This is a genomic window from Streptomyces sp. NBC_01217 (assembly GCF_035994185.1).
Classification (GTDB): Bacteria; Actinomycetota; Actinomycetes; order Streptomycetales; family Streptomycetaceae; genus Streptomyces.
Genome location: NZ_CP108538.1, coordinates 6,510,682 through 6,533,592 on the forward strand (window position 1 = coordinate 6,510,682; position 22,911 = coordinate 6,533,592).

The following is a 22,911-nucleotide window of genomic DNA, read 5'->3' on the forward strand; positions in this document are numbered from 1 at the left end:
CGCCATGAGAACCGGGCGAGGGCTTTGCGATTCCCGGGGTCCGGATACCCTTGGGGACGACTGACCTGCCACGCCCCCGACCCTGAGGACCGACGAGCGCCGTGTTCGATACTCTCTCCGACCGCCTTAGCGCGACTTTCAAGAACCTCCGGGGCAAGGGCCGCTTGTCCGAGGCGGACATCGACGCCACGGCCCGCGAGATCCGTATCGCCCTGCTCGAAGCGGATGTCGCGCTGCCCGTCGTCCGCGCCTTCATCGCCAACGTCAAGGAGCGGGCGCGCGGCGTCGAGGTCTCCCAGGCGCTGAATCCCGCCCAGCAGGTCGTCAAGATCGTCAACGAGGAACTCGTGGGCATCCTCGGCGGCGAGACCCGGCGGCTGCGGTTCGCCAAGAACCCGCCCAGCGTGATCATGCTCGCCGGTCTCCAGGGTGCCGGTAAGACCACCCTCGCCGGAAAGCTCGGCCTCTGGCTCAAGGCCCAGGGCCACTCCCCGCTGCTCGTCGCCTGCGACCTCCAGCGTCCCAACGCCGTCAACCAGCTCAGCGTCGTCGCCGACCGTGCCGGTGTCGCGGTGTACGCGCCCGAGCCGGGCAACGGCGTCGGCGACCCGGTCCAGGTCGCCAAGGACTCGATCGAGCACGCCCGCACGAAGCAGTACGACGTCGTGATCGTCGACACCGCCGGCCGCCTCGGCATCGACCAGGAGCTGATGCAGCAGGCCGCGGACATCCGTGACGCCGTCAGCCCCGACGAGATCCTCTTCGTCGTCGACGCGATGATCGGCCAGGACGCGGTCAACACCGCCGAGGCCTTCCGCGACGGCGTCGGCTTCGACGGCGTGGTGCTCTCCAAGCTCGACGGTGACGCCCGCGGTGGTGCGGCCCTGTCGATCTCCCACGTCACGGGCAAGCAGATCATGTTCGCGTCGAACGGTGAGAAGCTCGAGGACTTCGACGCCTTCCACCCCGACCGCATGGCGTCCCGCATCCTCGACATGGGTGACCTGCTCACCCTGATCGAGCAGGCGGAGAAGACCTTCAGCCAGGAAGAGGCCGCCAAAATGGCCTCCAAGCTGGCGTCCAGCAAGGGCAAGGACTTCACGCTCGACGACTTCCTGGCCCAGATGGAGCAGGTCAGGAAGATGGGCTCCATCTCCAAGCTGCTCGGGATGCTGCCCGGCATGGGGCAGATCAAGGACCAGATCAACAACATCGACGAGCGCGACGTGGACCGTACCGCCGCGATCATCAAGTCGATGACCCCGAAGGAGCGCGCCGAGCCGACGATCATCAACGGCTCGCGCCGGGCCCGTATCGCCAAGGGCTCCGGTGTCGAGGTCAGCGCCGTGAAGAACCTGGTCGAGCGGTTCTTCGAGGCGCGCAAGATGATGTCGAAGATGGCGCAGGGCGGCGGCATGCCGGGAATGCCCGGGATGCCGGGCATGGGTGGCGGTCCCGGCCGGCAGAAGAAGCAGATCAAGCAGGCCAAGGGCAAGCGCAAGAGCGGCAACCCGATGAAGCGCAAGGCCGAGGAGCAGGCCGCGGCGGCCCGTCGCGAGCAGGCGGCGGCGCAGGGCGGCGCGTTCGGCCTGCCGGTGCAGGAGGACAAGAACTTCGAGCTGCCGGACGAGTTCAAGAAGTTCATGGGCTGAGCCGACTGCCCGACGACATGTGTGAGGGGCGTCCACCACCGGTGGGCGCCCCTCACACATGTCGCCATGCGGGTGTGCGCCGGAGGCCGCTTCCCCCTGTGGGCCCACTGGACGGGCTCACAGGGGGCTTTGCGGTGGTTCCTCATCTGATGTCGCCTTCAATGGCTGTCGGCAGAGGAGCGCGCGTTACCACCCCCGTACCTCCTCGCGACCGTACCGATCAGCCGTGGCGCTCCGAGGGCGCCCCGCCGCCCCCGCCGCCGGGCCGGAAGATGCCGGGAGGCTGGGGCGGACTGCTGCTGACCACGCTCGCCGTCTACCTGATCACCAACCTGGTGCTGTCCTTCTTCAACGGGACGCAGGAGCGGACGACATGGGCGGCGCGATGGGCGGCTTCGGGCGCAAGGCTCCGCCCAGACCCGTGGAGCTGGAGGGTGCCAAGCGCACCACCTTCGAGGACGTGGCCGGGATCGACGAGGTCGAGGGCGAGCTCAATGACGTCGTGGACTTCCTGAAGAACCCTCAGGCGTACCGGAAGATGGGCGCCCGGATGCCCGGGGGAGTGCTCCTCGCGGGCCCGCCGGGCACCGGCAAGACCCTGCTTGCACGAGCCGTGGCGGGTGAGGCCGGAGTGCCGTTCTTCTCGGCATCGGCCTCCGAGTTCATCGAGATGATCGTCGGCGTCGGCGCGAGCCGGGTGCGGGAACTCTTCGCGGAGGCGCGCAAGGTCGCCCCCGCCATCGTCTTCATCGACGAGATCGACACCATCGGCCGGGCCCGCGGCGGCGGCTCCGGCATGGGCGGCCACGACGAGCGCGAGCAGACGCTCAACCAGATCCTCACCGAGATGGACGGCTTCTCGGGTGCGGAGGGTGTCGTCGTCCTCGCCGCCACCAACCGCGCCGACGTCCTCGACCCCGCCCTCACCCGGCCCGGCCGCTTCGACCGGATTGTTCAGGTCGGCCCGCCGGACCGGGGCGGCCGGGAGGCGATCCTGGAGATCCACACCCGGCAGATCCCGCTCGCCGAGGACGTGAACCTGGCCCAGGTCGCCAGTACCACCCCCGGTATGACCGGCGCCGATCTCGCCGACCTCGCCAATGAGGCCGCGCTGCTCGCGGTCAAGCGCCAGCAGTCCGAGGTCAGCCAGTCCGATCTCTCGGACGCCCTGGAGAAGGTCCAGCTCGGGGCGGAGCGTTCGCTGGTCATGTCCGACAAGGAGCGCCGCAGGACCGCGTACCACGAGAGCGGCCACGCCCTGCTCGGCATGCTCCAGCCGGGCGCCGACCCGGTCCGCAAGGTCACCATCGTGCCGCGCGGCCGGGCCCTGGGCGTCACCCTCTCGACGCCGGACGCCGACAAGTACGCGTACACCGAGGAGTATCTGCGCGGCCGGATCATCGGCGCGCTCGGCGGCATGGCCGCGGAGCAGGTGGTGTTCGGCATGGTCACCACCGGCGCCGAGAGCGATCTGGAACAGGTCACCGGCCTGGCCCGCGGCATGGTCGGCCGCTGGGGCATGAGCCACAAGGTGGGCAGGCTGACGGCGATTCCGGGCGACGCCCAGCAGGCGTACGGACTCTCCGCGGCCCCCGCGACCCTCGACGCGGTGGACGGCGAGATGCGGCGCATCGTCGACGAGTGCTACGAGGTGGCCTGCCGACTCCTGCGCGAGAACCGGGAGAAGCCGGACTCGCTGTCCGCGGCGCTGCTGGAGAACGAGACGCTGGAGGAGGCCGCCGCCTACCGTGCGGCCGGCATCACCCGCCTGGCGAGGTGAGCGCCGCGGCTCGGACGGTGCACACGGGACAGCTCAGATCGTGCACACGAGATAGCGGAAGACGTTCGGCATCCAGATCGTGCCGTCCCGGCGCCGGTGCGGATGCAGGGCCTCCGCGACCTCCTTCTCCACCTGGTCCCGGTCCGTCGCCCGGACCGCCGTGTCGAAGAGCCGCGTCGACAGCAGCCCCCGTACCGCGCTGTCCATGTCCGCGTATCCGAACGGGCACGCCACCCGGCCCGAGCCGTCCGGCTTCAGACCGGCCCGGAACGCCACCTCTTCGAGATCGTCCCGGCACGAGGGCCGCCAGCCGCCCGTGCGCGGCGCCCGGGCCCCGTCAAAGAGGCGCCCCGCCACCCGCAGCACCGGCGCCGTCGCGCACCGCTCCGGCGGCCCCCACCCGGTCAGTACGACCGTGCTGCCCCGGGCGGCCAGCGGTACGGCGGACCGCAGCGTGTCCGCGAGCACCTCACCGTCACCGTCCGAGCAGCCGATCGGGGTGAAGGCGGTGAGCAGGTTGTACGGCGTCCCGTCGGCCGGGGCGGCCGCGGACGGATCGCCGTCCAGGAGCTGCGGATGCCCGGCCCGCGGCCCGGCGCCGCTCCCCGCATCGGGCAGCAGCCGGGTCCGGGCGAGTGCCAGCCGTTCGGAATCGGTGTCGACGCCGGTGACGCGCGCCCCGCGCGCGGCCGCGATCAACAGCGCGAGACCGGAGCCGCAGCCCAGGGCGAGCAGCCGGGTCCCGGTTCCCACTTCGAGCCGCTCGTACACCGCTTCGTACAGCGGTGCGAGCATTCGCTCCTGGATCTCGGCCCAGTCCCGGGCACGGGTATCGGAGTCCACCGTGGTGGCCGTGTCCGCGTGGCTGTGGTGCCGGACGAGCGTTGGTGTCATGGAAGCGCCCCAATCCGCCGAGAGGTCGGTCGTGTCCGATCGGTCGTGCCCGAGTGGATGCTCCCCCCTGTGTGTTCGCGCCCGCTCCCCCGTATGTCAGAGAACTGCGCATCCGCGCCCGCGTCCAGGGGTCGGATGGCAATGCTTGCGCGCTTCGGTGGCGTGCCCGTGGGGACGGCCCGTGGCAGTGGGGCCTGTCGCTCCTTGTGGCGGTCGATGTCGCCGTACGATGCGCGCCATGGCAAAGGCACCCGTTCTGACGCCCCAGGCCGAGGACTTTCCCCGCTGGTACCAGGATCTGATCAACAAGGCCGAACTCGCGGACAACGGTCCGGTGCGCGGCACCATGGTCATCCGGCCGTACGGATACGGCCTGTGGGAGCGGATGCAGCAGGACATGGATGCCCGTATCAAAAAGGCGGGCGCCCGGAACGCCTACTTCCCGCTCTTCATCCCCCAGTCTTACCTGACACGCGAAGCCGAGCACGTCGAGGGATTCGCACCGGAGCTCGCGATCGTGACCCACGGCGGCGGAAAAGACCTCGAAGAGCCTGTGGTGGTGCGGCCGACGTCCGAAACGATCATCAATGAGTACTTCTCGAAGTGGGTGCAGAGCTACCGGGATCTGCCGCTGCTGATCAACCAGTGGGCGAACGTCGTGCGCTGGGAGATGCGCCCGCGGATCTTTCTCCGTACGACGGAATTCCTCTGGCAGGAGGGCCACACCGCCCACGCCACCTACGAGGAGGCCAGGGAGTACGCCGCGTACATCCACCGGGACGTCTACGCGGCCTTCATGACCGACGTGCTGGGCATCGACGTGGTCCTCGGCCGCAAGACCCCGGCCGAGCGGTTCGCCGGGGCCGTCAACACCCTGACGCTGGAAGGGATGATGCGGGACGGCAAGGCCCTGCAACTGGGTACGAGCCATGAGCTCGGCACCAATTTCGCCAAGGCCTTCCACACCAGCTACCTCTCCAGGGAGGGCAGGCAGGAGCTCGTCTGGCAGACCTCGTGGGGCTCCTCGACCCGCATGGTCGGCGGGCTGATCATGGCGCACGGCGACGACAACGGCCTCCGGGTGCCGCCCCGGCTCGCACCCGTCCAGGCGGTCGTCCTCGCGGTCAAGGGGGACGAAGCGGTGCTGACCGCGGTCCGGGCCATCGGGGAGCGGCTGCGCGCCGCGGGGATCAGGGCCGAGGTCGACGACCGCACCGACACCCCCTTCGGCCGCCGCGTGGTCGACTGGGAGCTGAAGGGCGTGCCGGTACGGATCGAGGTCGGCCCGCGCGATCTGGAGAACGGCACCGCGATGCTGGCCCGGCGCATCCCCGGCGGGAAGGAGCCGGTGGCGGTCGAGGCCCTGCCCGCGATGCTCCCGGCGGTCCTGGAACAGGACCAGGCGACGCTGCTGCGCGAGTCCCGGAGCCGGCGGGAGTCCGCCACCAGCGAGGTCGCCTCCGTCGAGGAGGCCGTGGAGGCGGCGGCCGCGGGCGGCTGGGCACGTATCGCCTGGTCGGCGCTGGGACCGGCGGGGGAGGCCCGGCTCGCGGAGCACGGGGTGTCCGTACGGTGCCTGGTGGCCGAGGACGGGTCGGTGCCCGACGCGGACGACGCCCCGGGTACTGTCGCCGTGGTGGCCCGCGCCTACTGACGCGGGGCCGCCCGCCGCTCCGGCATACGGGCCCCGCCTACGCGTCCGGGCGTACGGGGCGCTACGTACCACCTTGGTGTGAGCTGTGAGGCTTCTCCGCAGATCTGCGCACCCGCCCTCGTCAGGACGCATCAACGGCAACTGACTGGTACGTGCAAAATATTTGGGATGGCCCGGAATCGGAACACCGGGGCACTCGCGCTCGTTGTCACGACGTGAGCACGACACCACCTGTACTTGCCGCAGAGCTGGCGCAGGCGTGGGCCGACATTCAGCGGTACCACCCCGAGCTGCCGGATCTAGCCGCGCCCGAGTCCCTGATCGGAGAGTCCTCGTCCGCCTGTGGCGCCGAACTCTCCTTCGAGCGACTGCTCCACGAGGCAGTCCATGGCATCGCCGCCGCGCGAGGTGTCCGCGACACCTCGCGGGCCGGCCGCTACCACAACCGTCGATTCCTGGCGATCGCCGAGGAGATGGGCCTGGACCATGCCGAGGAGCCACACCCCAGCAGTGGCTTCTCCCTGGTCACGCTCAACCCCGAGGCCAAGCGCCGCTACCGCCCGACGATCGAGCGGCTGCAGCGCGCCCTCAAGGCGCACACGGTCGCCACCGCCGCCGACACCAAGCGTTCCTTCCGCGGCCCGGCCGCCCGGCACGGCTCCTCCGGCGGAGGGGTCCGCGTCAAGGCCGTCTGCGACTGCGGACGCAATGTGCGCGTCGTCCCATCGGTCCTGGCCCAGGCGCCGATCGTCTGCGGTGGCTGCGGAAAGCCGTTCCGTATCCCGGAAGCCGCGGTCGCGGTGGGGTGATCCGATGTGGTGTGGCACAATGGCTAGCTGTACTCGACAGTCGCACAGGACCCCTCTCTCCTCCGGCTGACGCGTCCATCGGGCACCCGAGTACCACAACCCCACGTGGCATCTTCGTTGTGCCCAACCACGTCATAGACCAGGAGACACCACTTCCGTGGCAGTCAAGATCAAGCTGAAGCGTCTGGGCAAGATCCGTTCGCCTCACTACCGCATCGTCGTCGCCGACTCCCGTACCCGCCGTGACGGCCGGGCCATCGAGGAGATCGGCCTGTACCACCCGGTGCAGAACCCCTCGCGCATCGAGGTCAACTCGGAGCGTGCGCAGTACTGGCTGTCCGTCGGCGCCCAGCCGACCGAGCCGGTTCTCGCGATCCTGAAGCTCACCGGTGACTGGCAGGCCCACAAGGGTCTCCCGGCCCCCGCGCCGCTGCTGCAGCCGGAGCCCAAGGCCGACAAGCGCGCCCTGTTCGAGGCCCTGGCCAAGGACACCGGCGAGGAGTCCAAGGGCGAGGCCATCACGCAGAAGGCGAAGAAGTCCGACAAGAAGGCGGACGAGGCTGCTGACGCTGCCGCGCCCGCCGAGTCGACCGAGGCCTGAGCATGCTCGAGGAGGCTCTCGAGCACCTCGTGAAGGGCATCGTCGACAACCCCGACGATGTGCAGGTCGCCTCGCGCAACCTGCGCCGTGGTCGCGTTCTCGAGGTCCGGGTCCACCCCGACGACCTCGGTAAGGTGATCGGCCGCAACGGCCGCACCGCACGCGCACTGCGTACCGTCGTGGGCGCCATCGGCGGCCGTGGCATCCGCGTCGACCTCGTCGATGTGGATCAGGTTCGCTGACAGAGTTGAACACCGGCACGGGCCGGGGAGGGCCATGCGCCCGCCCCGGCCCGTCGTCGTATGACAGGAGAGACACAAGGTGCAGTTGGTAGTCGCGCGGATCGGCCGTGCCCATGGCATCAAGGGCGAGGTCACCGTCGAGGTGCGTACGGACGAGCCGGAGCTGCGGCTCGCGCCCGGGGCCGTACTCGCCACCGAACCGGCCACCGCCGGTCCGCTGACGATCGAGACCGGCCGGGTGCACAGCGGGCGGCTGCTGCTCCGCTTCGAGGGTGTACGCGACCGCACGGCTGCCGAGGCCCTGCGCAACACGCTCCTGATCGCCGAGGTCGACCCGGCGGAACTCCCCGAGGACCCCGAGGAGTTCTACGACCATCAGCTCATGGACCTCGACGTGGTCCTCGTGGACGGCACCGAGATCGGCCGGATCACCGAGATCACGCACCTGCCGTCGCAGGACCTCTTCATCGTCGAGCGGCCGGACGGCAGCGAGGTGATGATCCCGTTCGTCGAGGAGATCGTCACCGAGATCGATCTCGACGAGCAGCGCGCGGTGATCACCCCGCCGCCCGGCCTGATCGACGGGAGCCAGGCCGTGATCGCCTCCTCGCGCGACGAAGAGGGCGACGGGGACGAGGCGGCCGAGTCCGGGAAGGACGCCTGATGCGCCTCGACGTCGTCACGATCTTCCCGGAGTACCTGGAACCGCTGAACGTCTCGCTCGTCGGCAAGGCCCGCGCGCGCGGCCGCCTCGATGTGCATGTTCACGACCTGCGGGACTGGACGTACGACCGGCACAACACGGTCGACGACACCCCCTACGGTGGCGGTCCCGGCATGGTCATGAAGACCGAGCCATGGGGCGAGGCGCTGGACGACGCGCTGGCGGGCGGGTACGAGGCCGGGGCGCACTCCCCGGTGCTGGTGGTGCCCACACCCAGCGGCCGTCCGTTCACCCAGGAGCTCGCCGTCGAACTCTCCGAGCGGCCGTGGCTGATCTTCACACCGGCCCGCTACGAGGGCATCGACCGGCGGGTCATGGACGAGTACACGACCCGCATGCCGGTCGTCGAGGTCTCCATCGGGGACTACGTGCTGGCCGGCGGGGAAGCCGCGGTGCTGGTGATCACCGAGGCGGTGGCCCGGCTGCTGCCCGGCGTGCTCGGCAACGCCGAATCGCACCGGGACGACTCCTTCGCCCCCGGCGAGATGGCCAATCTGCTGGAGGGGCCCGTCTACACCAAGCCGCCCGAGTGGCGCGGCAGGGGCATCCCTGACGTCCTGCTGAGCGGTCACCACGGGAAGATCGCACGCTGGCGGCGGGACGAGGCCTTCCGCCGCACCGCGCTCAACCGGCCCGATCTCATCGAACGCTGCGAGGCGAGCGCCTTCGACAAGAAGGACCGTGAGATCCTCTCCATCCTCGGCTGGTCGCCGGAGCCCGGCGGCCGATTTTGGCGCAGGCCCGAGACCGTGGAAGAATAGGCCGCTGCTGTACGTCCGGCGTGCGCCCCTGCCACAGGGGGAACGACGCCCGCCCGACGCGATCAGCACCCCATCTCTCACTATCTCCCGCCGATGACCTGTGGCATCGGCGAAGAAAGCAGACAACATGGCTTCCCTGCTCGATGGCGTCAACGCCGCATCGCTGCGCACCGACGTCCCGGCGTTCCGCCCCGGTGACACCGTCAACGTCCACGTCCGAGTGATCGAGGGCAACCGCTCCCGTATCCAGCAGTTCAAGGGCATTGTCATCCGTCGCCAGGGTTCGGGCGTCAGCGAGACCTTCACGGTCCGCAAGGTCTCCTTCAGCGTCGGCGTCGAGCGCACCTTCCCGGTGCACAGCCCGATCTTCGAGAAGATCGAGCTCGTCACCCGTGGTGACGTCCGCCGCGCCAAGCTGTACTTCCTCCGTGAGCTGCGCGGCAAGGCCGCGAAGATCAAGGAGAAGCGCGACAGGTGAGCTGACTCCCAGGTCCACAGGACGGCCGGATAAGCTCTGGCCCCGATGGACACGGAAGCCAAGCACTCGGAGCGCGACCGCTCCTTCGCACCCGCAGCAGGGTCGGAGGAGGGGCCGCGCTCCTCGCGTATCCCGAACCGGTTGACCGCCTCGCTCTCGTGGCGGCGCACCGCCGCGCTCGGGGCCGTCTGCTCGGTCTTCGTGCTGCTTCTCAGCCATTTCGTGGTGCAGCCCTTCCTGATTCCCAGCGGCTCGATGGAACCCACGCTGCGGGTGGGGGACCGGGTGCTCGTCAACAAACTGGCGTACCGTTTCGGCTCGGTACCGCAGCGCGGCGATGTGGTGGTCTTCGACGGCACCGGATCGTTCGTGCAGGAAGCTCCCCAGGAGAATCCCGTCACCGGGCTGCTGCGCGGTGTGGCGGCGTCCCTAGGGCTGGCGGAGCCCGCCGAGACCGACTACGTGAAGCGGGTGGTGGGCGTGGGAGGCGACCGGGTGCTCTGCTGCGACAAGCGCGGAAGGGTCGAGGTGAACGGCCGGGCGGTCGACGAGAGCTATCTGTATCCGGGGGACGCGCCCTCGCAGGTGCGCTTCGACATCATCGTCCCCGCGGGCACGCTGTGGATGATGGGCGACCACCGCGGCAACTCGCGCGATTCACGCGACCACCTGGGAGAGCCGGGCGGCGGCATGGTCCCGGTGGACATGGTGATCGGCAGGGTGGACTGGATCGGCTGGCCGCCCGGACGGCTCGGCTCGCTGCCGGACGGCGGCGCCCTCGCCGGCGCACGCGCGCCGGGCGGGCCCCATGGGTAACCGCGGGCGGCGGCGGGGCGGGGCCGACGCGGAGATACCGCTGCCGACCGGCAGCCGGCCGACGGTCTCGCGCTCGTTGCCGACCAGGGCGGAGCGGCGCAAGCTGGCCCGCAGGGTCAAGCGGCGGCGACGCAGTTCGGCCGTGCGGGAGATCCCGCTCCTGATCATGGTGGCGCTGCTGATCGCGCTGGTGCTCAAGACCTTCCTGGTGCAGGCCTTCGTGATCCCGTCGGGATCGATGGAGCAGACCATCCGGGTCGGTGACCGGGTGCTCGTGGACAAGCTGACGCCCTGGTTCGGATCCAGACCGCAGCGCGGCGACGTCGTCGTCTTCAAGGACCCGGGCCACTGGCTGAAGCAGGAGAACGTCGGCGAGAAGGACTCGCCCGTCGTCGTCAAACAGGTGAAGGAGGCGCTGACCTTCATCGGGCTGCTGCCGTCCGACGACGAGCAGGATCTGATCAAGCGGGTCATCGGGGTCGGCGGCGACACGGTGAAGTGCTGCGACAAGGACGGCCGGATCACCGTCAACGGCGTACCCCTCGACGAGCCCTATCTGCATCCCGGCAATCCGCCCTCCCTCATCAAATTCGAGGTAAAGGTTCCGGCCGGCCGGGTCTTCGTGATGGGTGACCATCGGTCCAATTCAGCCGATTCGCGCTATCACCTGGACGAGCCCGATCACGGCACGGTTTCCGAGGACGAGGTCGTGGGACGGGCCGTGTGGATCGCCTGGCCCTTCGGCCACTGGAGAAAACTGGAGGAACCGGCGACTTTCGGATCGGTCACCAACGCGCGCGCCGGGTCGCCTGCTGCGTCGGGCTCGTCGAATAGTGTGTCGTACCAGGATCCCAATGGAATGATCCCTCTCCCGACCCCTGCGGAACTCCCGCTCGTTATGGGAGTGGTGGGCCTGCACCGGCTAGGGCGCAGGCGGTGGCACGGAGTAAGGAGTGGATGTGGGGGATTTGGCGGTCGGCGCACGATCCGGACACGACGAACCCGAAGACCGGCCGGACAATCCGGAGGACACCGAGTCCGCCGGGACGGCAGACCGCACGGAGGGTGACGGGGACTCCGCGAACGGCGGTCGTACGCCCCCGAAGCCGCGCTCCTTCTGGAAGGAGCTGCCCCTGCTCATCGGCATCGCGCTGGTTCTGGCGCTGCTGATCAAGACGTTCCTGGTGCAGGCGTTCTCGATCCCCTCGGATTCGATGCAGGACACCCTCCAGCGGGGTGACCGGGTGCTGGTCGACAAACTGACCCCCTGGTTCGGCTCGGAGCCCAAGCGCGGCGAGGTCGTGGTCTTCCACGACCCGGGCGGCTGGCTGGAGGACACCCAGACGCCCAACCCGAATGTGGTGCAGAAGTTCCTCAGCTTCATCGGGCTGATGCCGTCCGTCGAGGAGAAGGACCTGATCAAGCGGGTCATCGGGGTCGGTGGCGACACGGTGGAGTGCAAGAAGAACGGCCCGGTCACGGTCAATGGCAAGGCGCTGGACGACCAGTCGTTCATCTTCCCGGGGAACACCCCCTGCAATGACGAGCCGTTCGGTCCGATCAAGGTGCCCGAGGGCCGGATCTGGGTGATGGGCGACCACCGCCAGAACTCCCTCGACTCCCGCTACCACCAGAATCTGCCGGGCAACGGCACGGTCTCCAACGACGAGGTCGTCGGCCGGGCCATCGTCGTGGCGTGGCCGATCAACCGCTGGGCGACCCTGCCGATCCCGAAGACCTTCGACCAGCCGGGGATCAACGACCAGTCGGCGCTCAACTCGGCGATGGGACTGGCCCCGGGAGCACTCGGTGTAGCCGGTGCGCTGCCCCTCGTGTTGTGGCGTCGCAGGAGGCTGACCGCCGGGCGTACCGCCGGGTAGGGTTCCGACTCGGATCAGCGATTGTCGATCTCCGAGGTGGGGGACGCTGGGATGAGTGGAACAGGACGAACGGGTGGCGGCCGCGGCCGGCTCGGCAGCACGCTGTCGGGGCTGGCCGTGGCCGTCGGCTGTGTGCTCTTCCTCGGCGGGTTCGCCTGGGGGGCCGTGGTGTACAAGCCGTACACCGTGCCGACCGAGTCGATGACGCCGACGGTGCACGCCGGAGACCGGGTGCTCGCACAGCGGATCGACGGCAGCGAGGTGCACCGGGGTGACGTGGTGGTCTTCACCGATCCGGGGTGGGGCAACATGCCGATGGTGAAGCGGGTCGTCGGGATCGGCGGCGACAAGATCGCCTGCTGCGACAAGGGTCGGCTCACCATCAACGGCAAGCCCATTGAGGAACCGTATCTGCAGACCAAGGACCCCGCCTCGGGGAACGACTTCACCGCGGATGTTCCCGAGGGGCAGCTCTTCCTGCTCGGGGACGAGCGCAGAGACTCGCTGGACTCCAGGGTCCACCTGGACGACCCGGGGCAGGGCTCCGTACCCCGCAGCGCGGTGCAGGCCCGGGTGGACGCCGTCGCCTGGCCGCTGGGCGGCATGATCGGGAGGCCGCAGGCCTTCGCCCCGCTCCCCGGCGGGGTGTCGTCGCCCGGACCGCTGCGGTTGCAGCTCGGGGTCGTGGCGGCGGGCGCGGTGCTCATCCTCCTCGGTGCCGCGTACGGCCCGATCGCGGCCCGGTCCGCACGCTCGGCACGCGGCAAGCGCGACAAGGTGCCCGCCGGTGTGCACTGAGAAGCGGAAGGTCGCCCGCGTGGTGCTCCTGGACCCCGACGACCGCATTCTTCTGATGCACGGCTTCGAACCGGAGGACCCGGGGAGCACCTGGTGGTTCACCCCCGGCGGTGGTCTGGAGGGCGATGAGACCCGGGAACAGGCCGCGCTGCGCGAGCTCGCCGAGGAGACCGGGATCACCGATGTCGAACTGGGCCCGCTGCTCTGGCAGCGGATGTGTTCGTTCCCGTTCGACGGGCGCCGCTGGGATCAGGACGAGTGGTACTTCCTGGCGCGTACGACGCAGACCGTCACCGACACCAGCGGGCAGACCGGACTGGAGCAGCGGAGCGTCACGGGGCTGAGGCGGTGGACCTCCGCCGAACTGTCGGCGGCGCGTGAGACGGTGTACCCGACCAGACTCGCCGAGCTGCTGAGCACACTGCTCGACGAGGGTCCTCCGCGTACGCCACTGGTTCTGACCCCCGAAATCGCCTAAGCGCCCGGGGGCACCGGAGCCTGGCGCACAATGGGGGCACGCACGGCTGAAGGGGAACATGCCAATGAGCGCCGAGGACCTCGAAAAGTACGAGACCGAGATGGAGCTGAAGCTCTACCGGGAGTACCGAGATGTCGTCGGTCTGTTCAAATATGTGATCGAGACCGAACGGCGCTTCTACCTCACCAACGACTACGAGATGCAGGTGCACTCGGTTCAGGGTGAGGTGTTTTTCGAAGTATCCATGGCGGACGCCTGGGTCTGGGACATGTACCGGCCCGCGCGGTTCGTCAAGCAGGTACGGGTACTGACGTTCAAGGACGTCAACATCGAGGAGCTCAACAAGACCGATCTCGAACTTCCGGGTGGCTGATTTATCCACAATCCCGGAGTTGTCCACCAAGATCCACCAGCTGCGGCCGGACGCGTCAGAGTCGGTGCCGGAGGTGGTGCCGATATGAACGCACGGGGGGCACTCGGGCGGTACGGCGAGGATCTGGCGGCGCGGCTGCTGACCGACGCCGGCATGTCCGTACTGGAACGGAACTGGCGCTGTCGTGCCGGTGAGATCGACATCGTCGCGATGGACGGCGACGCGCTCGTCGTCTGCGAAGTGAAGACCCGCAGGGCGGGCGCGTTCGAGCATCCGATGGCAGCCGTCACGCCGGTCAAGGCGCAGCGGCTGCGGAGGCTGGCCGGGATCTGGCTCCACGGGCACGGCGGTCCGCCGCCCGGTGGAGTCCGGATCGACCTGGTCGGCGTGGTGCTGCCCAGGCGTGGGGCGCCGGTCGCCCAGCATGCGCGGGGGGTGGCCTGATGGGGTTCGCGCGGGCGTGCTCGGTGGCGCTCGTGGGCGTCGAGGGCGTGGTGGTGGAGGTCCAGGCCGACCTGGAGGCGGGGGTGGCCGCGTTCACCCTGGTGGGGCTGCCGGACAAGAGTCTGGTGGAGAGCCGGGACCGGGTCAGGGCCGCGGTCGTGAACTCCGGGGCGGAGTGGCCGCAGAAGAAACTCACGGTGGGCCTGTCACCGGCCTCCGTACCGAAGGGCGGCTCCGGCTTCGATCTGGCGGTCGCATGCGCGGTGCTGGGTGCGGCCGAGCGGATCGATCCGGAGTCCATCGCCGATGTGGTGATGATCGGTGAGCTCGGTCTCGACGGCCGGGTGCGGCCGGTGCGCGGCGTGCTGCCCGCGGTGCTCGCCGCGGCGGAGGCAGGGTACCGCCAGGTCGTCGTGCCCGAGCAGACCGCGGGGGAGGCGGCGCTGGTGCCCGGGGTCTCGGTGCTCGGGGTGCGGAGCCTGCGGCAGCTGATCGCGGTGCTCTGCGACGAGCCGGTGCCGGACGAGCGGGCGGCTCATGACGAGGGGCGCCCCGACACCATGCCGGCCGGGCTGATGGTGCCCGGCGCGGGCATCGGGACCGGGCTCGCCCGGGTGCGGGGACAGGGTGAGGGCAATCCGCCGGACCTGGCGGACGTGGCGGGGCAGGAGCGGCCCCGCAAGGCGCTGGAGGTCGCCGCGGCGGGCGGTCACCATCTGCTGCTCTCCGGACCGCCGGGCGCAGGCAAGACCATGCTGGCCGAGCGGCTTCCGGCGATTCTGCCGGCGCTGACCAAGAAGGAGTCCCTGGAGGTCACCGCGGTGCACTCGGTGGCGGGTATCCTGCCGCCCGGCGAACCCCTGGTCACCCGGGCGCCGTACTGCGCGCCGCATCACTCGGCGACGATGCAGTCGCTGGTCGGCGGGGGCAACGGGCTGCCGCGGCCCGGTGCGGTCTCGTTGGCCCACCGGGGGATTCTCTTTCTGGACGAGGCACCGGAATTCTCCGTGCGGGCGCTGGACGCGCTGCGCCAGCCGCTGGAGTCGGGGCATGTGGTGGTGGCACGCAGCGCCGGAGTGGTGCGGCTGCCCGCCCGGTTCCTGATGGTGCTGGCCGCCAACCCCTGCCCCTGCGGCCGGCACACCCTGAGCGGTGCGGGCTGCGAATGTCCGCCCTCGGCGGTCCGGCGCTATCAGGCGAGGCTCTCCGGGCCGCTGCTCGACCGGGTGGACCTGCGGGTGGTCGTGGACCCGGTCAGGCGCGAGGACCTGATGGGGCAGGGCGGCAGGGGCGAGTCGACGGCCACCGTCGCGGCCCGGGTCCTGGAGGCCAGGGCGCGGGCGGCAGAGCGGCTGGCCGGCACCGCGTGGACCACCAACAGCGAGGTGCCCGGCCATGAGCTGCGGACCCGGCTGAACGTGGCGCCGGGCGCGCTGATGGAGGCCGAACGGGACATGGAGCGGGGCATGCTCACGGCACGGGGCCTGGACCGGGTGCTCAGGGTGGCGTGGACGATCGCCGATCTGCGTGGCGCCGACCGCCCGGACGCGTCCGACATCGCGGTGGCGCTGGAACTGCGGACGGGGATTCCGCGGGGCGCCCTGACGAAGACCGGAGCGTCATGACTGCGCGGGTGGACCCCGGGCAGGGGCGCCTTCCGGTGCCGGGGCCTGGGCCGGGGATGGCGGTGAGCGATCGGGAACGGCTGGCGCGGGCCGCGCTGACCCGCGTAATGGAACCGGGGGACGAGCGCGGCGGCCGCTGGCTGCGCGAGTGCGGTGCCGTCGAGCTGCTACGGCGGATCACCGCCGGGGACGGGTCCGCGGAGCGGCTGAGCGGAATGACTCCGAAACGTCTCGCCGGATACCGCTCAAGGGCCGAGAGCGCCGACCCCGAGCGGGACCTGGCGGCGATCGCAGGCCTCGGCGGACGGTTCGTCTGCCCCGGCGACCGGGAGTGGCCCAGCCAGCTCGACGACCTGGCGGACGCCAGGCCGACCGGCCTCTGGGTGCGCGGACCGCGCGATCTGCGGCTCTGGGCGCTGCGCTCGGTCGCCGTGGTCGGCGCCCGGGCCTGCACACCGTACGGATCCCATATGGCGGCAAGTCTCGGCGCGGGGCTCGCGGAGCTGGGGTGGGTGGTCGTGTCGGGAGCGGCGTTCGGGGTGGACGGGGCGGCGCACCGCGGCGCGCTCGCCGTCGACGGGGCGACGATGGCGGTCCTGGCCTGCGGGGTGGACGTCGCCTATCCCCGGGGACATGCCGAGCTGATCGGACGCATGGCGCAACAGGGGCTCGTCATCGGCGAACTACCACCGTCCGATCATCCGACCCGCAGCAGATTCATCCTCCGGAACCGGGTCATCGCCGCGTTGACGCGCGGGACGGTCGTGGTCGAGGCCGAGTACCGCAGCGGTTCACTGGTCACCGCGCGCAGCGCGCAGCGGCTCGGCCGCTTCACGATGGGCGTGCCGGGCCCCGCCACCAGCGGGTTGTCGGCCGGAGTCCATGAACTCCTGCGCGGGGAGGGCATTCTGGTGACGGATGCCTCGGAAGTCGCCGAACTCGTGGGCGACATCGGCGAACTCGCTCCGGTCAGACGCGGCCCCGTACACCCCCGGGACCTGCTGGACGCGTTCGCCGCCAGGGTCCTCGACGCGCTGCCGTCCCGGGGCGCCGTCAGCGGGCGCGACGTGGCCCGCGCCGCGGGAACCAGCACCGACGAAGCGCTCGGCAGACTGTACGAACTGCACTCACTGGGGTTCGTCGAACGCGATGGCGATGGATGGCGGTTGACGCCGCGACCGACTTGCAATGACGACGCGCGGCGAGGCGGTACTTGACCTGGAGCATTCGGGTGAAAAGGTGATGCCGATGACCTCGGCGGATCCTTCAGCGACGCCTCCGGGGCCGGCGCACGTGGCGACGGCCCCGGACCTCAGTCATGTTCGATCGGCCGGAATCGCACAGCGCCGATCCTCTGTCCTACGCGGACCGCGACGCCTCAGTCACGCTACGCTCACAAGAATTCCGGCACAGACACAAGTCCCCCAGCACTTCACAGCAGAACGGCTCAAGGCACCACATGCCCCAGCACACCTCCGGGTCTGACCGCGCGGCAGTACCACCGGCTGCGCGTGGCACTGTGCGCCCCCCTGCCCCCTCCTCGCTCGACGAGTTGTGGCGTTCATACAAGTCCACGGGCGACGAGCGGCTGCGGGAGCAGCTGATCCTGCACTACTCGCCGTTGGTGAAGTACGTCGCGGGCCGGGTGAGTGTGGGCCTGCCTTCCAACGTCGAGCAGGCGGACTTCGTCTCCTCGGGGGTGTTCGGACTCATCGACGCGATCGAGAAGTTCGACATCGAGCGCGCGATCAAGTTCGAGACATACGCGATCACCCGCATCCGCGGCGCGATGATCGACGAACTCCGGGCGCTGGACTGGATCCCCCGCTCCGTGCGCCAGAAGGCACGGGCCGTGGAACGCGCGTACGCCACGCTGGAGGCGCAGCTGCGGCGCACCCCCTCCGAGCCGGAGGTCGCCGCCGAGATGGGCATCGCACTGGAGGAACTGCACGCGGTTTTCAGCCAGTTGTCGCTGGCGAACGTGGTCGCCCTGGAGGAGCTGCTGCATGTCGGCGGCGAGGGCGGCGACCGGCTGAGCCTGATGGACACGCTGGAGGACACCGCCGCCGACAACCCGGTGGAGGTCGCCGAGGACCGCGAGCTCAGACGGCTGCTCGCCCGGGCGATCAATACGCTTCCCGAGCGCGAGAAGACCGTCGTCACGCTCTACTACTACGAGGGCCTCACCCTCGCCGAGATCGGCAATGTGCTCGGAGTCACCGAGAGCCGGGTCAGCCAGATCCACACCAAATCGGTCCTGCAACTGCGCGCGAAACTGGCCGACGCCGGACGCTGATACCACCGGAGGCAGGCGGTGGGCCATGGGTGCTTCGGCCATCGATCGGGCCCGCACGCCCCCTCTCGAACACCGCTCGCCGTAGAGTGGATGCGTGCCCAGGATTCGAGCGGCCTCGGTGGCCGAGCACCGGACCATGCAGCGCGGCGCCCTCCTGGACGCCGCACGCTCCCTGCTGTCCGAGGGCGGTACGGAGGCGTTGACCTTCCCCGCCCTCGCCGAACGCACGGGCCTCGCCAGGTCCTCCATCTATGAGTACTTCCGCTCCCGCGCGGCCGTCGTCGAAGAGCTCTGCACCGTCGACTTCCCCGTCTGGGCGGCCGAGGTCGAGACCGCCATGGAGCAGGCGACCACGCCCGAGGGAAAGATCGAGGCCTACGTACGCCGGCAGCTCGACCTCGTCGGGGACCGCCGCCACCGCGCGGTCGTCGCGATCTCGGCGAGCGAGCTGGACAAGGGCGCACGCGAGAAGATCCGGGCCGCGCACGGCGGGCTGATCGCCATGATTGTCGAGGCGCTCGGCGATCTGGGCCACGAGCAGCCGAGGCTGGCGGCGATGCTGCTGCAGGGCTCGGTGGACGCGGCGGTGCGGCGTATCGAACTCGGCGTGGCGGAGGAGCCGGGCGTGATCGCGGACACCGCCGTTGCCATGATCCTGCGAGGCGTGCAGGGCGTACGGGACTGACGCCGGGGCCGCACCGCGGCCACGACGAGCAGAACGCCGGGGGCGGCGAGTCCGTCCCCGGCCCCTTCGGCCGAGGGCGCGACCGAGGGTTGCGGCACGCCGAACACCGGCAGCAGCCTGGACGGCCCCCTTCGCAGCAGCCCGGGCGGCAGCAGCGACAGCGGATCCAGATATGTCTCCCCGCGCCGCAGCCCCCAGTGCAGACAGCCAGACGCGCAGTGGAAGGGCCCCGCCTCCACGACTGCCACGACCTGCCCCACCACCACCTCCTCGTCCTTCGCGACCAGCGCGCGCACCGGCTCGTACGTGGTCCGCAGCGGCGGATCGCCGGACCCGGCCACCTCGATCGCCAGCACCCCGCGCCCCGCCACCCGCCCCGCGAACGAGACCCGGCCCGAGGCCGCGGCGAGCACCGCCGTACCCGTCTCCGCGGCGAGATCCACCCCGCGATGGCCCCGCCCGTAGGCACTGGCCGGTGGCTCCCATCCCCGTACGACCGCGGGCCGCCCGGCGAGCGGCCACTGCCGGGCGCCGTCCCCGGCCGTCGCGGCCGGCGCGCCGCACAGCACCACGAGAAGGGCCACCGCCGCCACGAGCGCGGCCTCGCACCGGCGGAAGCCGAGTCGCCATAAGCGCCTCAGGGCCTCCAAGGGCCTGAAGAGGGAAACGGTCGGATCAGGTGTGCATCGCATGGCAGAACCGTCCCGCACCGCTCGGATTCGCGGGGATCATGAACCGGATCTGTGGACTACCGACCGGTTGTGGACAGCGCCGTCACCCGGCACCCGACCTGTCCCGTACACTTCCTATGGCGATCCGGGTCACCGGGTCGACTTCGCACGCCCCGCCACCTCCCTCTCAGCGGACGGTGGCCGCGCTCCTCGGTCCCTTGTGGCACGGCGCGTCGGGGCGTCAGGCGCGACAGCAATCCTGCTGTCGCGACAACCGAGCACCTCAAGGAGTACGGCCATGGCCGTCGTCACGATGCGGGAGCTGCTGGAAAGCGGCGTCCACTTCGGTCACCAGACCCGTCGCTGGAACCCGAAGATGAAGCGCTTCATCTTCACCGAGCGCAACGGCATCTACATCATCGACCTGCTCCAGTCGCTGTCGTACATCGACCGCGCCTACGAGTTCGTCAAGGAGACCGTCGCCCACGGCGGCTCCATCATGTTCGTCGGTACCAAGAAGCAGGCCCAGGAGGCCATCGCCGAGCAGGCGACGCGCGTCGGCATGCCGTACGTCAACCAGCGTTGGCTCGGTGGCATGCTCACCAACTTCTCCACCGTCTACAAGCGCCTTCAGCGTCTGAAGGAGCTTGAGCTCATCGACTTCGAGGACGTGGCCGCCTCCGGCCTCACCAAGAAGGAGCTCCTGGTCCTCTCCCGCGAGAAGGCCAAGCTGGAGAAGACCCTCGGTGGTATCCGCGAGATGCAGAAGGTGCCGAGCGCCGTCTGGATCGTCGACACCAAGAAGGAGCACATCGCCGTCGGTGAGGCGCGCAAGCTCCACATCCCGGTCGTCGCGATCCTCGACACCAACTGCGACCCCGACGAGGTCGACTACAAGATTCCGGGCAACGACGACGCGATCCGCTCCGTCACCCTGCTCACCCGCGTGATCGCCGACGCCGTCGCCGAGGGCCTCATCGCCCGTTCCGGTGCCGCCACCGGTGACTCGAAGCCGGGCGAGAAGGCCGCCGGCGAGCCGCTCGCCGAGTGGGAGCGCGACCTGCTCGAGGGCGACAAGAAGGCCGACACCGAGGTGCAGACCTCCGCCGAGACCGAGAAGGTCGCGGACGCCGCCGAGACGCCGGCCGAGGCTGCCGCCGAGGCCCCCGTTGCCGAGGCCCCCGCCGCCGAGGCTCCGGCCGCGGACGCCGAGCAGGCCTGACACCCGTCACGGACGATGACGGCGGGGGTCGGTGCCACAAGCACCGCCCCCGCCGTCCACCCGTAGATCTTTCAGACTTCGAGAGAGAAACACAGACTCATGGCGAACTACACCGCCGCTGACGTCAAGAAGCTCCGCGAGCTGACCGGCGCCGGCATGATGGACTGCAAGAAGGCGCTCGACGAGGCCGACGGCAACGTCGACAAGGCCGTCGAGGCGCTCCGTATCAAGGGTCAGAAGGGCGTCGCCAAGCGCGAGGGCCGTTCTGCCGAGAACGGCGCCGTCGTCTCCCTCATCTCCGAGGACAAGACCTCCGGCGTTCTGCTCGAGCTGAAGTGCGAGACGGACTTCGTCGCCAAGGGCGAGAAGTTCCAGACCGTCGCCAACACGCTCGCCGCCCACGTCGCCGCGACCTCCCCGGCCGACCTGGCCGCGCTGCTCGCCTCCGAGATCGAGGCCGGCAAGACCGTCCAGGCGTACGTCGACGAGGCCAACGCCAACCTCGGCGAGAAGATCGTCCTGGACCGCTTCGCGCAGTTCACCGGCGGTTACGTGGCTGCGTACATGCACCGCACGATGCCGGACCTTCCCCCGCAGGTCGGCGTGCTCGTCGAGCTGGACAAGGAGAATGCCGAGGTCGCCAAGGACGTCGCGCAGCACATCGCCGCCTTCGCCCCGAAGTACCTCAACCGCGACGAGGTCCCGGCCGAGACGGTCGAGAACGAGCGTCGTGTCGCCGAGGCCACCTCTCGCGAGGAGGGCAAGCCCGAGGCCGCCCTTCCGAAGATCGTCGAGGGTCGCGTCAACGGCTTCTTCAAGGACGTCGTCGTCCTGGAGCAGGCCTTCGCCAAGGACAACAAGAAGTCCGTCCAGAAGGTCCTGGACGAGGCCGGTGTCACCCTGAAGCGCTTCTCGCGCATCAAGGTCGGCATCTGAGTCCGTCCGCGAAAAACGGTGGACCCCGATAGGGTCCGGTGCAGTCGTACGGCCGCACACCCGCCGTACGACCGCAGATCTGACGAGGAGGCCATTGCCGCTGAGGGACACCAGACCCACCGGCAATGGCCTTCTTCGTATGTGCACGAGGAGAATCTCCATGAACAAGGGCGCGGACGCCGCAAAAGGTGACCACAAGCGCGACGACGGCAAGGTACCCGGACGCTTCATGCTGAAGCTGTCCGGAGAGGCGTTCGCCGGCGGCGGGGGTCTCGGTGTCGACCCCGACGTCGTACACGCCATCGCCCGGGAGATCGCGGCAGTCGTCCGCGACGGCGCGGAGATCGCGGTCGTCATCGGCGGCGGCAACTTCTTCCGCGGTGCCGAGCTCCAGCAGCGCGGCATGGACCGGGCCCGGTCCGACTACATGGGCATGCTCGGCACGGTCATGAACTGCCTGGCGCTCCAGGACTTCCTGGAGAAGGAGGGCATCGACTCCCGCGTCCAGACCGCCATCACCATGGGACAGGTCGCGGAACCGTATATTCCGCTGCGCGCCGTGCGCCACCTGGAAAAGGGCCGCGTCGTCATCTTCGGCGCCGGCATGGGGATGCCGTACTTCTCCACCGACACCACTGCCGCCCAGCGTGCCCTGGAGATCGACGCCCAGGGTCTGCTGATGGGCAAGAACGGGGTGGACGGGGTCTACGACTCCGACCCGAAGACCAACCCCGACGCGGTGAAGTTCGACGCCCTTGAGTACAGCGAGGTGCTCGCCCGCGATCTCAAGGTCGCCGATGCCACCGCCATCACGCTCTGCCGCGACAACCAGCTGCCGATCCTGGTCTTCGAGCTGACCGCCGCGGGCAATATCGCCCGCGCGGTCAAGGGTGAGAAGATCGGCACGCTCGTGAGTGACCAGGGCACCCGGGCCTGAGAACCGGGGGACCTTCCCGGGAGGACATGGGAAGGTCCGGGGCCTGCGGGGAACACCCCGGGACAGGTCCCGAAGGATGGACAACGGCCTGCCGGTCGGACACCGTGCAGGTGAGGACGCGACGCAGGACCCGCCGGGCCCGAGCACGACGGGCC

23 protein-coding genes and 2 pseudogenes are annotated in these 22,911 nt (G+C 69.9%); 23 read left to right on the forward strand and 2 right to left on the reverse strand.

Annotation, left to right across the window (positions count from 1 at the left end; all coding sequences use genetic code 11):
• Positions 1 to 101: 101 nt before the first annotated feature.
• The gene (gene ffh, locus OG507_RS29180; protein WP_327370108.1) at positions 102 to 1,652 is read left to right on the forward strand and encodes a signal recognition particle protein; all 1,551 of its coding nucleotides are present in this window, start codon (positions 102 to 104) and stop codon (positions 1,650 to 1,652) included.
• Between the two features lie 161 nt (positions 1,653 to 1,813).
• A pseudogene (gene ftsH / locus OG507_RS29185) lies at positions 1,814 to 3,432 on the forward strand (ATP-dependent zinc metalloprotease FtsH).
• 33 nt (positions 3,433 to 3,465) lie between these two features.
• Here the strand turns inward: ftsH and OG507_RS29190 are convergent.
• Complete coding sequence (locus OG507_RS29190; protein ID WP_327370109.1) at positions 3,466 to 4,326, reverse strand: class I SAM-dependent methyltransferase; 861 nt, start codon at positions 4,324 to 4,326, stop codon at positions 3,466 to 3,468.
• Positions 4,327 to 4,564: 238 nt separating this feature from the next.
• Between OG507_RS29190 and proS the strand changes: the two genes are divergently transcribed.
• The 18 genes from proS (at position 4,565) to OG507_RS29280 (ending at position 18,990) form a co-directional block, all read left to right on the forward strand.
• A complete protein-coding gene (gene proS, locus OG507_RS29195; RefSeq protein WP_327370110.1) occupies positions 4,565 to 5,980 on the forward strand; it encodes a proline--tRNA ligase in 1,416 nt (471 codons plus the stop codon).
• Between the two features lie 215 nt (positions 5,981 to 6,195).
• Positions 6,196 to 6,789 (forward strand): hypothetical protein, encoded by a 594-nt coding sequence (locus tag OG507_RS29200; RefSeq protein WP_185298247.1) that lies wholly within the window; start codon positions 6,196 to 6,198, stop codon positions 6,787 to 6,789.
• A gap of 157 nt (positions 6,790 to 6,946) precedes the next feature.
• On the forward strand, positions 6,947 to 7,390 hold the full coding sequence (gene rpsP / locus OG507_RS29205; RefSeq protein ID WP_037689851.1) for a 30S ribosomal protein S16: 444 nt from the start codon (positions 6,947 to 6,949) through the stop codon (positions 7,388 to 7,390).
• Between the two features lie 2 nt (positions 7,391 to 7,392).
• Entirely contained in the window at positions 7,393 to 7,632 is a 240-nt protein-coding gene (locus tag OG507_RS29210; RefSeq protein ID WP_005311361.1) for an RNA-binding protein, read from the forward strand.
• Between the two features lie 79 nt (positions 7,633 to 7,711).
• A complete protein-coding gene (gene rimM / locus OG507_RS29215) occupies positions 7,712 to 8,296 on the forward strand; it encodes a ribosome maturation factor RimM (RefSeq protein WP_327370111.1) in 585 nt (194 codons plus the stop codon).
• On the forward strand, positions 8,296 to 9,117 hold the full coding sequence (trmD, locus tag OG507_RS29220) for a tRNA (guanosine(37)-N1)-methyltransferase TrmD (RefSeq protein ID WP_327370112.1): 822 nt from the start codon (positions 8,296 to 8,298) through the stop codon (positions 9,115 to 9,117). The genes rimM and trmD overlap by 1 nt, the downstream gene beginning before the upstream one ends.
• Positions 9,118 to 9,244: 127 nt before the next feature.
• Entirely contained in the window at positions 9,245 to 9,595 is a 351-nt protein-coding gene (gene rplS, locus OG507_RS29225) for a 50S ribosomal protein L19 (RefSeq protein WP_327370113.1), read from the forward strand.
• Between the two features lie 45 nt (positions 9,596 to 9,640).
• Complete coding sequence (gene lepB / locus OG507_RS29230; protein ID WP_327370114.1) at positions 9,641 to 10,411, forward strand: signal peptidase I; 771 nt, start codon at positions 9,641 to 9,643, stop codon at positions 10,409 to 10,411.
• Positions 10,404 to 11,480: a signal peptidase I gene (gene lepB / locus OG507_RS29235; RefSeq protein ID WP_327370115.1), complete on the forward strand. Its 1,077-nt coding sequence runs from the start codon at positions 10,404 to 10,406 to the stop codon at positions 11,478 to 11,480. Before lepB (OG507_RS29230) ends, lepB (OG507_RS29235) begins: the two co-directional genes overlap by 8 nt.
• Complete coding sequence (gene lepB / locus OG507_RS29240; protein ID WP_327372144.1) at positions 11,380 to 12,291, forward strand: signal peptidase I; 912 nt, start codon at positions 11,380 to 11,382, stop codon at positions 12,289 to 12,291. Before lepB (OG507_RS29235) ends, lepB (OG507_RS29240) begins: the two co-directional genes overlap by 101 nt.
• Before the next feature lie 51 nt (positions 12,292 to 12,342).
• Positions 12,343 to 13,089 carry a signal peptidase I gene (gene lepB / locus OG507_RS29245; RefSeq protein ID WP_327370116.1) on the forward strand — a complete coding sequence of 249 codons (747 nt, stop codon included), beginning with the start codon at positions 12,343 to 12,345 and terminating at the stop codon, positions 13,087 to 13,089.
• On the forward strand, positions 13,079 to 13,567 hold the full coding sequence (locus OG507_RS29250) for an NUDIX hydrolase (RefSeq protein WP_327370117.1): 489 nt from the start codon (positions 13,079 to 13,081) through the stop codon (positions 13,565 to 13,567). Before lepB (OG507_RS29245) ends, OG507_RS29250 begins: the two co-directional genes overlap by 11 nt.
• Before the next feature lie 64 nt (positions 13,568 to 13,631).
• Complete coding sequence (locus OG507_RS29255; RefSeq protein ID WP_008745401.1) at positions 13,632 to 13,940, forward strand: DUF2469 domain-containing protein; 309 nt, start codon at positions 13,632 to 13,634, stop codon at positions 13,938 to 13,940.
• A gap of 84 nt (positions 13,941 to 14,024) precedes the next feature.
• Complete coding sequence (locus OG507_RS29260; RefSeq protein ID WP_327370119.1) at positions 14,025 to 14,384, forward strand: YraN family protein; 360 nt, start codon at positions 14,025 to 14,027, stop codon at positions 14,382 to 14,384.
• Entirely contained in the window at positions 14,384 to 16,009 is a 1,626-nt protein-coding gene (locus tag OG507_RS29265; protein ID WP_327370120.1) for a YifB family Mg chelatase-like AAA ATPase, read from the forward strand. The genes OG507_RS29260 and OG507_RS29265 overlap by 1 nt, the downstream gene beginning before the upstream one ends.
• 56 nt (positions 16,010 to 16,065) lie before the next feature.
• Positions 16,066 to 17,226 carry a DNA-processing protein DprA gene (dprA, locus tag OG507_RS29270; RefSeq protein WP_327370121.1) on the forward strand — a complete coding sequence of 387 codons (1,161 nt, stop codon included), beginning with the start codon at positions 16,066 to 16,068 and terminating at the stop codon, positions 17,224 to 17,226.
• A 242-nt stretch (positions 17,227 to 17,468) separates the two neighbouring features.
• A complete protein-coding gene (gene whiG / locus OG507_RS29275; protein ID WP_093899085.1) occupies positions 17,469 to 18,305 on the forward strand; it encodes an RNA polymerase sigma factor WhiG in 837 nt (278 codons plus the stop codon).
• 118 nt (positions 18,306 to 18,423) lie between these two features.
• Positions 18,424 to 18,990 carry a TetR/AcrR family transcriptional regulator gene (locus OG507_RS29280; protein WP_327372145.1) on the forward strand — a complete coding sequence of 189 codons (567 nt, stop codon included), beginning with the start codon at positions 18,424 to 18,426 and terminating at the stop codon, positions 18,988 to 18,990.
• Between the two features lie 221 nt (positions 18,991 to 19,211).
• On the opposite strand, the pseudogene OG507_RS40480 reads toward OG507_RS29280, so the two are convergent.
• A pseudogene (locus tag OG507_RS40480) lies at positions 19,212 to 19,682 on the reverse strand (M23 family metallopeptidase); the annotation flags it as partial.
• Between the two features lie 277 nt (positions 19,683 to 19,959).
• Between OG507_RS40480 and rpsB the strand changes: the two are divergent.
• From rpsB to pyrH, 3 genes are all read left to right on the forward strand, one after another.
• Positions 19,960 to 20,883, forward strand: a complete 924-nt coding sequence (gene rpsB / locus OG507_RS29290) for a 30S ribosomal protein S2 (protein ID WP_327370122.1) — start codon at positions 19,960 to 19,962, stop codon at positions 20,881 to 20,883.
• 99 nt (positions 20,884 to 20,982) lie between these two features.
• Positions 20,983 to 21,819 carry a translation elongation factor Ts gene (tsf, locus tag OG507_RS29295; protein ID WP_327370123.1) on the forward strand — a complete coding sequence of 279 codons (837 nt, stop codon included), beginning with the start codon at positions 20,983 to 20,985 and terminating at the stop codon, positions 21,817 to 21,819.
• Positions 21,820 to 21,979: 160 nt separating this feature from the next.
• Complete coding sequence (pyrH, locus tag OG507_RS29300) at positions 21,980 to 22,756, forward strand: UMP kinase (RefSeq protein ID WP_327370124.1); 777 nt, start codon at positions 21,980 to 21,982, stop codon at positions 22,754 to 22,756.
• Positions 22,757 to 22,911 lie beyond the last annotated feature (155 nt).